This is a genomic window from Salibaculum griseiflavum (assembly GCF_003129565.1).
Lineage (GTDB): Bacteria > Pseudomonadota > Alphaproteobacteria > Rhodobacterales > Rhodobacteraceae > Salibaculum > Salibaculum griseiflavum.
On sequence record NZ_QETF01000005.1, the window covers coordinates 93,953 to 107,815 of the forward strand.

Annotated in this window: 13 protein-coding genes; 12 read left to right on the forward strand and 1 reads right to left on the reverse strand. The window is 64.6% G+C overall.

The window, feature by feature from the left end; all coding sequences use genetic code 11:
- Window positions 1-54 precede the first annotated feature (54 nt).
- On the reverse strand, window positions 55-1,101 hold the full coding sequence (locus DFK10_RS06515) for an extracellular solute-binding protein (protein ID WP_109387818.1): 1,047 nt from the start codon (window positions 1,099-1,101) through the stop codon (window positions 55-57).
- A gap of 151 nt (window positions 1,102-1,252) precedes the next feature.
- Here DFK10_RS06515 and DFK10_RS06520 point away from each other — a divergent pair, with 151 nt between their 5' ends.
- The 12 genes from DFK10_RS06520 (at window position 1,253) to DFK10_RS06575 (ending at window position 13,840) form a co-directional block, all read left to right on the forward strand.
- Window positions 1,253-1,963, forward strand: coding sequence for a DUF1326 domain-containing protein (locus DFK10_RS06520; RefSeq protein WP_109387820.1), 711 nt, complete (start codon window positions 1,253-1,255; stop codon window positions 1,961-1,963).
- Window positions 1,963-2,472, forward strand: a complete 510-nt coding sequence (locus DFK10_RS06525; RefSeq protein WP_328589350.1) for a DinB family protein — start codon at window positions 1,963-1,965, stop codon at window positions 2,470-2,472. Before DFK10_RS06520 ends, DFK10_RS06525 begins: the two co-directional genes overlap by 1 nt.
- Window position 2,473: 1 nt before the next feature.
- The gene (locus tag DFK10_RS06530) at window positions 2,474-2,704 is read left to right on the forward strand and encodes a hypothetical protein (RefSeq protein WP_109387822.1); all 231 of its coding nucleotides are present in this window, start codon (window positions 2,474-2,476) and stop codon (window positions 2,702-2,704) included.
- Window positions 2,705-2,913: 209 nt separating this feature from the next.
- Window positions 2,914-3,333 carry a universal stress protein gene (locus DFK10_RS06535; protein WP_109387824.1) on the forward strand — a complete coding sequence of 140 codons (420 nt, stop codon included), beginning with the start codon at window positions 2,914-2,916 and terminating at the stop codon, window positions 3,331-3,333.
- Between the two features lie 46 nt (window positions 3,334-3,379).
- Window positions 3,380-5,080, forward strand: coding sequence for a BCCT family transporter (locus tag DFK10_RS06540; protein ID WP_109387826.1), 1,701 nt, complete (start codon window positions 3,380-3,382; stop codon window positions 5,078-5,080).
- 119 nt (window positions 5,081-5,199) lie between these two features.
- Window positions 5,200-6,612 carry a cryptochrome/photolyase family protein gene (locus DFK10_RS06545; protein WP_109387828.1) on the forward strand — a complete coding sequence of 471 codons (1,413 nt, stop codon included), beginning with the start codon at window positions 5,200-5,202 and terminating at the stop codon, window positions 6,610-6,612.
- 101 nt (window positions 6,613-6,713) lie between these two features.
- Window positions 6,714-7,922 carry an SAM-dependent methyltransferase gene (locus tag DFK10_RS06550; RefSeq protein ID WP_109387830.1) on the forward strand — a complete coding sequence of 403 codons (1,209 nt, stop codon included), beginning with the start codon at window positions 6,714-6,716 and terminating at the stop codon, window positions 7,920-7,922.
- 44 nt (window positions 7,923-7,966) lie between these two features.
- Window positions 7,967-8,407: a TrgA family protein gene (locus tag DFK10_RS06555; RefSeq protein WP_146193234.1), complete on the forward strand. Its 441-nt coding sequence runs from the start codon at window positions 7,967-7,969 to the stop codon at window positions 8,405-8,407.
- The gene (locus DFK10_RS06560; protein WP_109387834.1) at window positions 8,407-9,516 is read left to right on the forward strand and encodes an NUDIX domain-containing protein; all 1,110 of its coding nucleotides are present in this window, start codon (window positions 8,407-8,409) and stop codon (window positions 9,514-9,516) included. The genes DFK10_RS06555 and DFK10_RS06560 overlap by 1 nt, the downstream gene beginning before the upstream one ends.
- 54 nt (window positions 9,517-9,570) lie before the next feature.
- Window positions 9,571-10,605 (forward strand): cysteine synthase A, encoded by a 1,035-nt coding sequence (locus DFK10_RS06565; protein ID WP_109387836.1) that lies wholly within the window; start codon window positions 9,571-9,573, stop codon window positions 10,603-10,605.
- Entirely contained in the window at window positions 10,602-13,124 is a 2,523-nt protein-coding gene (locus tag DFK10_RS06570) for a DUF3772 domain-containing protein (protein WP_109387838.1), read from the forward strand. The genes DFK10_RS06565 and DFK10_RS06570 overlap by 4 nt, the downstream gene beginning before the upstream one ends.
- Complete coding sequence (locus DFK10_RS06575) at window positions 13,121-13,840, forward strand: alanyl-tRNA editing protein (protein ID WP_109387840.1); 720 nt, start codon at window positions 13,121-13,123, stop codon at window positions 13,838-13,840. Before DFK10_RS06570 ends, DFK10_RS06575 begins: the two co-directional genes overlap by 4 nt.
- The last annotated feature ends 23 nt before the right edge of the window (window positions 13,841-13,863 follow it).

Sequence of the window (13,863 nt, forward strand, 5' to 3'; positions counted from 1 at the left end):
GCAAACGGAAAGGGCGGCCCCGAAAGACCGCCCTCTGTCCCGATATCAGGACGATCAGAACCCGGCTTTGATCCGCTCGAAGGTCTCGATCATCTGTTCGCGAAGTTCGATATCCATCGGCAACTGGGCCAGCACCGGGGTGCTGGGCTGCCCCATCCCGACCGCGGCCAGGGTTTCGTCGTCGAAACTGGCCATGGCTTCGGTGTTGGCGTGGGCATAGCCCCATTCGTTGACGATGTATTCCGCCGAAGAGGGCTGGAGCCACGCCTCGACGAAATCATGCGCCTTTTCCTCGGAGCCGGGACCGTCCACAAGGTTCACGTAGCCGCAGAACCATTGCGACGAGCCTTCCTCTGCCTCGCGGTTGAAGGCGACGGGGTGGCCCTCGTCGGCCAGGCCCACATAGCTTTCATTCCACGACCAGGCCACGACCACCTCGCCGGTGGCCATCAGCTGGTTCAGCTCGGCCCCGTCGGCCCAGTAGGTGCGGGCATTCTGGTGGGCTTCGCGCAGCCACGCGGCGGCGCGTTCGAAGTCTTCCTGAGTTGCCTGGGTCCAGTCGGTGGTGCCGGTGGCCAGGTAGGCCAGTGCGAAGCTGTCATCGACATTGTCGGGCAGGCTGGTGCGGCCCGCATAGGCGGGGTCGAGGAAGACCTGCAGGCTGGCCGCATCCTCGGCGCTGACCTCTTCGGTGTTGTAGAGCAGGGCCGTGGCGCCGTTGTCGGCGGGGATGAAATAGACATCGTCGCCATCGGTGAAGACCGAGTCGGTCTTGAAGTTCTCGGCCAGGGTCGCGTAGCTGGGAATCTGGCTGATGTCCCAAGGCTCGATCAGGCCGGCGTCCCGCCATTTCTGGACCGAGTGCGGGCAGGGATGCGAGATATCCGCGCGAAAGCCCGAGCGCAGCTTCTGGAACGCTTCTTCCTCTTCGCCGAAGAAGGCGAAGGTCGGGGCGCTGCCATGGGTGTCGATATATTGCTGGTAGAAGCCTTCTTCCTCGTAGCCGGACCAGTCGAAGACCAGAAGGTCAGCGTCCTGCGCCGAGACGGCGGTGGCGAGGGCCGCGACCGAGGCGGCGCCGAGATAGGTTGTCAGTTTCATTCCGATCTCCCGTTTGGAACGTGATGGATCGACGCTAAGTTCAACCAAGGCCTTTCCGCAAGGGGCAAAGCGCGATGCGGCTTGTCATATTGCCCCCTGCGCGCGGTTCTGCCAGTTTTGACGGCAAAGCCAGCAGGAAAGGGCGCGCATCATGGCCAAGGATCACGAAACCGGCAGGGCGGATCGGCTGCCGGTCAGCCAGCGGATCGACAGCCGCGTGGCTGCGGACCCCAAGCGGCGGCAGATGCGACCGACCGACTGGGCGATCAAGGGCGAGCTGTTCCTGAATTGCAATTGCACGGTTTTCTGCCCCTGCGTGGTCAGCCTCGGTCAGCATCCGCCGACCGAAGGCAATTGCAAGGCCTGGATGGCCATTGCCATCGACGAGGGCCATTACGAGGGGGCGGACCTGACGGGCCTGAATGTCGGGCTGCTGGCCGAGATCCCGGGCCGCATGGCCGAGGGCAACTGGAAAGTCGCTGTCTATGTCGATGAACGGGCCAGCGAGCCGGCCTATCAGGGCCTGCTGAAGATTCTCAGCGGCGAGGCGGGCGGCACGACGGGCCTGTTCACCATGCTGGTCAGCGAAATCATCGGCGCCGAGCGCGAAAAGGTCCAGATCATGCGCGAGGGGCCGCGCCGGGGGCTCTATATCGGGCGCAAGGTGCAGGGCGAGATCGAGATGATCCCGGGCGCCGATCCCGATCATCCTGTGGTCATGTCCAACACCAAATACTGGATGGGCCCCGACGTGATCGCCGCGCGCGGGCTGAAATCCAAGGTGCGCGATTATGGCCGGGTCTGGGACCTGTCCGGCAAGTCGGGAGAAATCTGCGCCATCGACTGGAAAGGGCCATCCTGATGATGATCACGCCCGACTACTGCCGGACGATGGCCCGCTACAATCAATGGCAGAACCGCGCCGTGACCGACTGCGTGCAGGCCATGCCACCGGCCGCGCTTGAAGAGGATCGCGGGGCGTTCTTCGGGTCGATCCTGGGCACGCTCAACCACCTGCTTTGGGCGGATCTGATGTGGATGGCGCGGCTGGAAGGAGGTTCCGCGCCCGATGTGACCTCCGCCGACAGTCCCGAGATGACCCCGAATGTCAGGGAATGGGCGCGTCAGCGGTTCGTCGTCGATGGCCGCATCCGGGAATGGGCCCGAAAGCTGGACGCCGTCGATCTTGTTGGGGAATTGGCCTGGCAGTCCGGATCGATGCGGGTCGAAATGCGTCGGCCGATCGCCCTGTGCGTCGTGCATATGTTCAACCACCAGACCCATCATCGCGGGCAGGTCCATGCCATGCTGACCGCTGCAGGGCGGGATCCGGGTGTCACCGACCTTGCCATGATGCCGGACGCGGGCTGACATGCCGCTGCTGCTTGCCATCCTCGGCGCGGTGATCGTGTTCCTTTGGTGGTCGCATCGCCGTGCCACCGCCGAGGCGGCGCCGAAACCGCCCGCCTGCATCTGGCTGGCCACCGGCGAGACGCGCGGCCGGTTGCGCGAATATCGATGCGATAGCTGCGGCGTGACCGGCTACACCACGGGCGATGGCCCGCCAAAAACCTGCAAGAAGGACCTGAAGGGGCGGGGCTGAAATCGGCTCGGGCGACGGAATCCGACGAAAAATTCGTCGTTTTCGCGCCAAGAACCGCCTTGGACGGTTGTTTTCCCATTTCAAGGGCTGTTACGCTTCGTCGCAGGGAAGGTCGGCATTCCGGCTGGTCTGACCTCAAATAACAGAGGCGAATCAAGGGCTTGCGCCCAAGATGCGCAAGCCTTCGGTTCGACCGGACAGGAGGGAACATGTTCAAACACATCATGATGCCTGTCGACCTGGGTCATGCTGACAAGCTGGACCGGGCGATGACGGTGGCCGCTGACCTGGCCAAGCATTACGGGGCAGACATCACCTTTGTCGGTGTCACATCCAACGCGCCGGGCTCCGTGGCGCGCACACCCGAGGAATACCGCGAAAAGCTTGCCAAGCTCGCGGCGGCGCAGGCTGAACTCAACGGTATCGAAACCAAGTCCCACGCGGTCTTCAGCCATGACCCGGCGGTCGATCTCGATGACAAGCTGATCGAGGCGAGGAAGGAACTCGGTGCGGATCTCGTGGTGATGGCCACGCATCTGCCCAACATGGGCGACATGTTCCTGCCATCCCATGGCGGCGAACTGGCGCGTCACTCGGACGTCAGCGTTTTCTTGGTGCGCCACGCCTGACGCGTGGCCGCAGGACCGTGAAGCAATAATTACAGGGGGGCCATACATGGCCGATGAATCAACGAACCAGGGCATACCCGAACCCGAGGGGCATGCCGACATCATCCAGACCGATTACGAGATCGGTCAGGACAATATCGAAACCAAGATCGGGCCGTTCGGGCTCGATATTCACAACCCGGTCTTCGCGATCGCGGGCCTATCCGTGATCGCCTTCGTGGCCTATGCGCTGATCGCGCCGGGCCATGCCAACGGGTTGTTCAACGGGCTCGACCCGAGCGACACCTGCGAGGCGGGCGCCTTCTGCGACCTCGGTCTCAGATCCTACCTGACGTCCACCTATGACTGGTTCTTCCTGCTTGCGGCGAACCTGTTCGTCATCTTCTGCCTTTTCCTGATCGTCAGCCCCTGGGGCTCGGTCCGGTTGGGCGGGTCCGAGGCGACACCCGACTACGGCTACCCCGGCTGGTTCGCGATGCTGTTCGCGGCAGGCATGGGCATCGGCCTGATGTTCTTCGGGGTGCTGGAGCCGACCTATTACTTCGGCACACCGTGGGGCGATGCGCCGCTCGGCACGGTCCGCCCGTTCGATGAGAACGGCGCGCTGATCCCGGGCAACGTGGACGAAGCCCGGCGCATGGCGCTTGCGGCGACCTCGTATCACTGGGCGCTGCATCCCTGGGCCATCTACGCGGTGGTCGCCCTGGCCCTGGCTTTGTTCAGCTACAACAAGGGTCTGCCGCTTTCGATCCGCTCGGCCTTCTACCCGATCCTGGGCGATCGCGTCTGGGGCTGGTGGGGCCACATCATCGACACGCTGGCGGTCTTCGCCACGCTGTTCGGCCTGGCTACGTCGCTGGGGATCGGTGCGCAGCAGGCCAATGCCGGTCTGGAATACGTCTATGGCGTGCCCAACAACGTGACGGTGCAGGTGATCCTGATCTGTGCGATCACGGCGGTGGCGCTGGTCTCGGTCGTTCGTGGCCTCGACGGTGGCGTCAAGGTCCTGTCCGAGATCAACATGGTCATCGCGCTGCTGCTGCTGCTGTTCGTGCTCTTCGCGGCAGGCGCGGTCACGATCCTGTCCGAATTCGTCACCGGCGTCGGCGCCTATTTCCAGGAGCTGATCCCGCTGTCGAACCCGTTCGGACGTGAGGATACCGGCTACATGCAGGGCTGGACGGCCTTCTACTGGGCCTGGTGGATCAGCTGGTCACCCTTCGTGGGCATGTTCATCGCCCGCGTCAGCCGGGGCCGGACCGTGCGCGAGTTCATCACTTGCGTCCTGATCATCCCGTCGGTTGTCTGCATCTTCTGGATGGCGGTCTTCGGCGGGGCGGCGATCACCGACGTGATCAACAACCCCGACGCCAGTGCCGTCAAGGCGAACGTGATCGACAGCTACTCGCCCGAGCTTTCGCTCTTCGCGATGCTGGAAAGCCTGCCGCTGGCAGCGATCACCTCGACCATCGGTATCGTGCTGGTCATCGTCTTCTTCGTGACCAGCTCGGACTCCGGCAGCCTCGTGATCGACACGATCACCGCCGGCGGCAAGGTCGACGCGCCGGTCCCGCAGCGGATCTTCTGGTGCACCTTCGAAGGACTGGTTGCCATCGCGCTGCTGATCGGTGGCGGATTGGGGGCGCTACAGGCCATGGTGATTTCCACCGGGTTGCCGTTCACCTTGATCCTTCTGCTGATCTGCTACGCGATCCTGCGTGGCCTGATGGCCGAAAAGCGCGGCTGAGCAAGGTCGCATGACAAGACAGGCGGGCCGTCCCATGGGGGCGGCCCGTCCGCTTTTTCACGGTTGAAGTCCTGGCGCGCGGGCTATCTGGTCGGATCACCATCCCAGTGGAGTGTGTCATGACCGCCCCCATCATCCTGTGGTTTCGGCGCGACCTGCGTCTGTCCGATCATCCTGCTCTGACCGAGGCCGTCGCCTCGGGCCGCCCGGTGATCCCGGTTTTCCTGCATGACGAGGTCGTGGAAACCCATGGCGCCGCGCCGAAATGGCGGCTGGGTCTGTCGGTCGCCGCCCACGCCAAGGCACTGGAAGACAAGGGTGCGCGGCTGATCCTTCGGCGGGGTCGGGCGCTGGACTGCCTGCAGGCGCTTGTCAAGGAAACCGGGGCCGACGCCGTCTGGTGGACCCGTGCCTATGATCCCGACAGCATCCAGCGCGATACGGATGTGAAGTCGGCTCTGAAAGAGGCGGGGATCGACGCGCGGTCCTTTGCCGGCCATGTCCTGTTCGAACCCTGGACCGTCGAAACCAGGACCGGCGGCTTCTACAAGGTCTATACCCCCTTCTGGAAGGCCCTGCGCGACCGCGACCCGGCGGACCCGCTGCCGGCACCGGGGCGTATCCCGGCCCCGGAGAACTGGCCGGCCTCCGACAGGCTGGACGACTGGGCGATGGGTGCGGCCATGCGCCGGGGGGCCGAAGTGGTGGCCGATCACGTCACGGTGGGCGAAGAGGCCGCGCGTGGCCGTCTGGGGGCCTTCATTGCCAACAGGATCGACGGTTACGCCGATAGCCGCGATTTTCCCGCCCGCGACGGCACCTCGCACCTGTCCGAGAACCTGACCTATGGCGAGATTTCCCCGGTTGCGCTGTGGCATGCCGGACAGCGTGCCATGGCCGAGGGCAAGCGCGGGGCCGAGACATTCCTCAAAGAAGTCGTCTGGCGCGATTTTGCCTATCACCTTGTCTACCACACGCCCCGCATCACCACCCGCAACTGGCGCGAAGAGTGGGAGGCGTTCCCGTGGAACACCGAAGAGACCGAGGCCGTGACCCGCTGGAAGCAGGGCCGCACCGGCGAGCCCTTCGTCGATGCGGCCCTGCGCGAGATGTATGTGACCGGCACCATGCACAACCGTGCGCGCATGATCGTCGCTTCCTACTTGACCAAGCATTTGCTGACGCACTGGCGGATCGGGCAGAAATGGTTCGAGGCGTGCCTGACCGACTGGGACCCGGCCAGCAACGCGATGGGGTGGCAATGGGCGGCGGGGTCCGGTCCCGATGCCACGCCTTACTTCCGGGTTTTCAATCCGGCGACCCAGCTTGAGAAATTCGACCCGAACGGTCACTATCGCCGCCGCTGGATTGCCGAAGGCGCTGCGAACCCGTCTGACACGGCGCTGTCCTATTTCGACGCGGTGCCAAGATCCTGGGGCCTGTCCCCGGATGCGGCTTATCCCGCCCCGGTGGTCGATTTGCAGGCGGGCCGCCAGCGGGCGCTTGATGCCTATCAGAACCGGGATTTCTAGACCCGCGTGACAGAAATCGATCAACCCGTTAACATTTTCCAGAACCGTTTGCCGTGCCGGTGCGTAGAAGCCTGAGAAGAAAAAAGAAACGGGAAGACACAATGATCCTGACCACCACCGAGGGGCAAACCGATCTGCCCCGTTATTTCGTTCCCGTTTTCGAAAAGCTGAAGTCGATACCGCGCGGGCGGCTCGACATGAAGCTGCCCGATGGCCGGGTGTTCCGGGTCGAGGGAAAGGATCCGGGCTATGTCGCGCAACTGGATATTCACGATCCGGAAGTCTTTGCCCGCCTGATCCGCGAGGGCGACCTTGGTTTTTGTGATGCCTACCTGGACGGCGACTGGTCCACGCCCGACCTGATGGCCTTCATGGACCTGGTGCATGACGAGGCCGACGAGGTTTATGATGGCTTTCCGGGGCAGGGGTTGCTGAGGGCCTACGAGAAACTGCGGTTCTGGTTGCAGTCCAACAGCAAGCGGCAGGCGAAGCGGAACATTTCCTACCATTACGATCTGGGCAACGATTTCTACGGGCTGTGGCTGGACGACACGATGACCTATTCCTCGGCCCTGTTCGAAACCGGGCAGGAAAGCCTCGAAAAGGCGCAGGTGCAGAAATATGCCTCCATGGTGGACCAGATGGGCGCGCAACCGGGCGATCACGTGCTGGAGATCGGCTGTGGCTGGGGCGGCTTTGCCGAATATGCCGCCAAGGAACGTGGCCTGAAGGTCACCGGCCTGACCATCAGCGAAGAACAACTGAAATACGCCCGCGACCGTATTGAAAAGGCCGGGCTTTCGGACCGGGTCGAATTCAAGCTTCAGGATTACCGCGACGAGACGGGCACCTATGATGGCATTGCCAGCATCGAGATGTTCGAGGCGGTGGGCGAGAAATACTGGCCCACATATTTCGGCACCTTGCAGAAATGTCTTAAACCCGGTCGCAACGCCACGCTCCAGATCATCACGGTGCAGGACCGTCGCTGGGAGGTCTACAAGCGTGGCGTGGACTTCATCCAGAAATACATCTTTCCCGGGGGTATGCTGCCCGCGCCCAAGGTCCTGCGGGCCGAGATCGAGAAGGCCGGGTTGGACGTGGTCCGTTCGGTCGAATTCGGCGAGAGCTATTCGGACACGCTGCGGCGTTGGTATGACACGTTCAACGCCAAATGGGACGATGTCGCGGCGTTGGGCTTCGATGACAGGTTTCGCCGGATGTGGAACTTCTACCTGACCTCTTGCGCGGGAACGTTTCGCAGTGGAAACTGCGACGTAACGCAGATCACGGTAACGCGGGGGGCCTGACGCCGCCCGGCACACCGTGGCCGGACGGCACGGGGGAGTAGGGTATGCCGACAGCAGCGCGCGCCATGGCGGCGGTCCTTTTCGCGGTTCTGGCCTGGTATGTGTCGGGGCTGATCGTGCCGCTTTTCCCGGAGAATACCGATATGGGGTTCTTCACCGAGGTGAATGCCGGACTGGGGTTGATCTGTGGCTGGAGGATTGCCGGGCCACGCGGCGGCACCGGGTATGTCAGCGCAATCAGCTACGGGCTGACCACCACGGTTGCATTGGTGGTGGTGGCGCTGTTCACCCATTCTTCGGTCGTGATGATCGAGAACAGCCTGCGCAAGTTCTATGACACGCCGGTCGAAGCGGTCGTGGCGGTGTTCGAGTTGATGGTGGAGCACGGTACCATGATGCTGACCCCGGAAATCCTGGCGACGCTTGGTGTGGGCGGCGTTCTGGCCGGGCTGGGCACCGAGTTCGTGGGCCGCCGGTACACCTGATGGAGCTGTTTCTCTTCGGCACGTTGTTGCACCGCCCGCTGTTCGAGGTCGTGGCGGGCGCACCGGGTGAATGGCGCCCGGGCCGGCGGGCGCGGCACCGCGTGGCCCGGGTCGAAGGGCAGAGCTTTCCGGTGATGGTCGAGGGCGGCGCGGCGGCCTATGGCGCGCTGGTTTCCGGGCTGGACGCCGAGGCCCTCGCGCGGCTGCACTTCTACGAAGCGGCCTTCGATTATGCGCCGGCCGAGATCGAGGTTCTGGATGCCGCCGAACGCCCGGTGCGGGCGCTGGCCTATCTGCCGAAACCCGGCCGCTGGCGCGCCGCATCGCAGGACTGGAACCTCGGAGAGTGGATCGCTGGGCAGGGCGCGCTGACGGTCGAGGCAGCGCACGAAGCGATGTCGCTTTTCGGGCAGGTGCCTCCGCAGAAGATGGGGCAGCGTCATGGACAGATCTTGTTTCGGGCCGCGAGCCGCCTGCGCGGTGCCGCCGTCCCGCCGGGCGAGGGGCCATCGCGCGACGAAGTCACCCTGCACGAGCTGCGCCGGCCCTACATGAATTTCTTCGCGGCCGAGGAAATGGACCTGTCCTTTCGCCGCTTCGACGGCACCATGAGCCCGGTCTTGGAACGTGCGATCTGGGCGGCGGGCGATGCGGCGCTGGTGCTGCCCTATGACCCGGTGCGCGACCGTGTCCTGTTGATCGAACAATTCCGGCCCGGTCCCTATCGGCGGGGCGACCCATCGCCCTGGCTACTGGAACCTATCGCCGGGCGCATCGACCCGGGCGAAAGCCCGGAGCAGGCCGCCTGCCGGGAGGCGCAGGAAGAGGCCGGATTGCAGTTGGAGCGGCTTGAGCTTGTCGCCGACAGCTATGTCAGCCCGGGCACCACGACCGAGCATTTCCACCTCTTCGTGGGGCTCGCCGACCTGCCGGATGACCTGCCGGGCCTGGGCGGCAATGCCGAGGAGGCAGAGGACATCCGCTCGCATCTGATGTCCTGGGCGGCCTTCGATGCACGGCTGACCGCGCATGGCTTCCGTTTGATTCCGCTGGAACTGGCCGGACATTGGCTGGCCCGTAATCGCGAGAGATTGCGCGCATCCGCTTGATGTTGGCCGATGCCGGTCCTACACCTGAGAGACACAATTCACGAAGGGGCCGCCATGACCATTCGCCAAGACCTTGCCGACACCATCGGGAACACGCCCCTCATCAAGCTGCGCAAGGCGTCCGAGGAAACCGGCTGCACCATCCTGGGCAAGGCGGAATTCATGAACCCCGGCCAGTCGGTCAAGGACCGCGCCGCGCTCTACATCATCAAGGATGCGGTGGAAAAGGGGCTTTTGAAACCCGGCGGCACCATCGTCGAAGGCACCGCCGGCAACACCGGGATCGGGCTGGCGCTGGTGGGTGCCTCGATGGGCTTCAAGACAGTGATCGTCATTCCTGAGACGCAAAGCCAGGAAAAGAAGGACATGCTGCGCCTTGCCGGGGCCGAACTGGTGCAGGTGCCCGCCGCGCCCTATCGCAACCCCAACAACTATGTCCGCTATTCCGGCCGCCTGGCCGAGGAAATGGCGCGTAACAGCAACGAGGGGGTGATCTGGGCCAACCAGTTCGACAACGTGGCCAACCGGCAGGCCCATATCGAAACGACGGGCCCGGAAATCTGGGACCAGACCGGGGGCAAGGTCGATGGTTTTATCTGTGCCGTGGGGTCGGGCGGCACCATGGCCGGTGTCGGCATGGCGCTGCAGCCCAAGGGTGTGAAGATCGGGCTGGCGGATCCGGACGGGGCCACGCTCTACAATTACTACACCACCGGCGAACACAAGGCCGAAGGTGGCTCGATCACCGAGGGGATCGGGCAGGGGCGGATCACCGCGAACCTCGAAGGGTTCACGCCGGACATGGCCTACAATATTCCCGATGCCGAGGCGCTGCCCATAGTCTTCGACCTGCTGGAACACGAGGGCCTATGCCTTGGTGGGTCCTCGGGGATCAACGTGGCCGGCGCCATGCGCATGGCCCGCGAGATGGGGCCGGGCCACACCATCGTGACCATCCTGTGTGACTACGGCACGCGCTACCAGTCCAAGCTGTTCAATCCCGATTTCCTGCGCGAGAAGGGTCTGCCGCTGCCCGGCTTCCTCGAAGCCGCGCCGCGCTCGATCCCCGGCGTTTTCGAGGATCAATGACCGCCGTCTTGCGCCTTCTTCTCGCGGCATGGCTGCTGGGGATCGCCTCGGTTGCCACGGCGCAGGTTGGCAGCCTGCTGTCGCCCGATAGCGGCGCCGAGGAGTCGGCGCCGACCGAGGAACCCGCTGACCCGGCTGCGGGACAATCCCTTGAGAACCTGCGCGCCGCCGCGGACGACCTGCCACTGGCCTTTGACGATCTGCCCGAGTGGGAGGAGACGGCCAACCGTGTCGAAACCGCCCTGGAGGCCGGCCGCGTCTCGACTGCCACGCTCGATGATCTGCGTGCGCAGCTGTCCGTCTGGCGCGACAGATTCCTGAGCCGCCAGGGCATCAACGCCGAACGCATAGAGACGCTGCGCGAACAGATTACTGCGCTCGGCGAGCCCTCAGAACAGGAAGACCCCCGCGTCACCGCCCGGCGCGAAGCGCTGATCGAGCGGCGCGAACGGCTGAGCGCGCCCGGGGATCTCGCGGCCGAGGCGCATGCCCGCGCCGACGGCCTGATCTCGGAGATCGACGCGATCATTCGCGACAGGCAGGCGGCGCAGCTTACCAAGCGCGTGCAAACGCCTCTTTTGCCGGCCGGTTGGGTCCGGGCGTTCACCGACGTTGTCGATGGCTACCGTGCCATTCGCAACGAGATATCGGCGAACTGGTCCAACCCGGTGCGCCGTGAGGCGGCGATTGGCGCGCTTCCCGTGGTGCTGCTCAGCCTGAGCGTTGGGTTGTTGCTGCTGGCGCGTGGTCAGCGCTGGACCGAAAGGCTCGAGGGCCGCGTCACGACCCGGTCCAAGCGCGGGCGTGGCGTCTGGCGCTTCGTGATTTCCCTGGGCAAGGTGGTCCTGCCCATGCTGGGTGTCATGCTGGTGGTTTTCGGGGTGATGGCGCTTGGCCTTGTCGGCCGGCGTGGCCTCGACATCCTGCAAGATCTGCCGTTGGCCGCGCTGATCCCGATCGTCGGGCACTGGATCTCGCGGCTGCTGTTCCTGCCCACGGTCGCGGGCACTGACCCTGCGCTTGACATCCCCGAGGAATACCGCGGCAAGGCCACCCGGCTGATGACCTTGCTCGGCTACGTGGTGGGGGCGACCCTTCTGGTCACGGATTTCATGGAGGCCACCGGTTTCGATGCCGACTCGCGCGGTGTCGTGACGTTTGTCCTCGGGGTCCTGCTGGTCGTGCCGCTCTTGCGGGTGGCCGCGATCCTGCGCAAGAGCGCCGTCGAAGACGAGGAGGAGCCTGGCGAAGCGGACCAGAACCCGGCCCGAAGCTTCCGGTTCGTCATGCGCCGCCTGTTGGCGCGGGTGCTGTTGGTCATGGGCGTTGTCGGCCTGGCCGTCGGGGCGCTCGGCTATGTTGCGGCGCTGGAACTGATCGTCGTGCCGGCGGCGATCACGCTCTATGTGCTGGGTCTGCTGATCGTCCTGCAACGCCTGTCGGTGGATCTTTACACGCTCTTGTCGGGGATCGACGATGGCGCGCAGGATGCCCTGATCCCGGTTCTGATCGGCTTTGCGCTGGCGGTCGCGTCGCTGCCCGTTCTGGCTCTGGTCTGGGGCGCGCGCCAGACCGACCTGACGGAAATCTGGACCCGGTTCCAGGAAGGGTTCTCGCTTGGCGAGACGCATATCTCGCCCACGGATTTCCTGACATTCGCGGTGGTCTTCGTGTTGGGCTACACGGTCACGCGCCTTTTGCAGGGGGCTTTGCGGTCGTCAATCCTGCCGCGCACACGGATCGACATCGGTGGCCAGAACGCGATCATCGCGGGGGTTGGCTATCTGGGGATTTTCCTGGCCGCCGTCATCGCCATCACCACGGCGGGCATCGACCTGTCCGGGTTGGCCATTGTGGCCGGGGCGCTCTCGGTCGGGATCGGCTTCGGCCTGCAGAACATCGTGTCGAATTTCGTCTCGGGGATCATCCTGCTGATCGAACGGCCCATAAGCGAGGGTGACTGGATCGAGGTCGGCGGCCAGATGGGCTATGTGCGCGACATCTCCGTGCGTTCGACCCGGATCGAGACCTTCGACCGGACGGACGTGATCATCCCCAATGCGGACCTTGTCAGCGGTCAGGTCACCAATTGGACCCGTGGCAATTCTGTCGGCCGTGTCATCGTGCCGGTGGGCGTGGCCTATGGCACGGATACCGCCGAGGTCGAACGCATCCTGATGGAGGTCGCCGAGGGGCATCCGCTGGTTCTGGCCAACCCGGCCCCGGCGGTCATCTTCCAGGGCTTCGGTGCCGACAGCCTCGATTTCGAGATCCGCGCCATCCTGCGGGATGTGAACTGGGTCCTCTCGGTCAAATCCGAGATGAACCACGAGATCGCCAAGCGGTTCGCCGAGGCAGGGATCGAAATTCCCTTCGCCCAGCGTGATATCTGGCTGCGCAACCCCGAGGCTCTGCGTGGGCGCGACCCTGCAAGCGCGGAATTGGAGGCCGACCCGCAGGACACCGAGCCCGCCGATCCGGCGGACGGGCCCGACACGGACTCAGGAGAGGCAGGATGACGACTTGGTTGTTTCGCGACGACCCCTATATGCGGACCGCCCCCGCGCGGGTCACCGCCCTGACCGACGAGGGCGGGATCGTGCTTGACCGGACCATTTTTTATCCGACAGGCGGCGGCCAGCCGGGCGATAGCGGCCAACTGCGCTGGAACGGCGGCGAGATCGAGATCGCCACGACCGTCAAGGGCGATGAGGACGACTTGGTGCTGGTGCCCGCGGAGCCGTCCCCGCTGCCGCCCGTGGGTGCGCGGCTCGACCAAGCCCTGGACTGGGACAGGCGCCACCGGCACATGCGCGTTCATACCGCGCTGCACCTGTTATCCGTGGTGATCCCGCTTCCCGTGACAGGCGGCGCCATCACCGCCGAAAAGGGGCGCCTGGATTTCGACATGCCAGAGGCACCCGAGGACCGCGACGCCTTGGAAACGACGCTGAACGAGCTGATCGCCTGTGATTTCGATGTCTCCGAGGAATGGATCACCGAGGCCGAGCTGGATGCCCAGCCTGGTCTGGTCAAGACGATGTCGGTCGCGCCGCCGCGCGGGGCCGGCAAGATCCGCCTTGTCCGTATCGGCACGGGCGAAAACACCGCCGATCTGCAACCCTGCGGCGGCACCCATGTGGCCCATACCGCCCAGATCGGCCGCGTCCGGCTCGGTAAGATCGAGAAGAAGGGCAAGCAAAACCGCCGCGTGCATCTGCACCTTGAGGGCTGAGACCCGGCGCCGGGGCGCGCCCG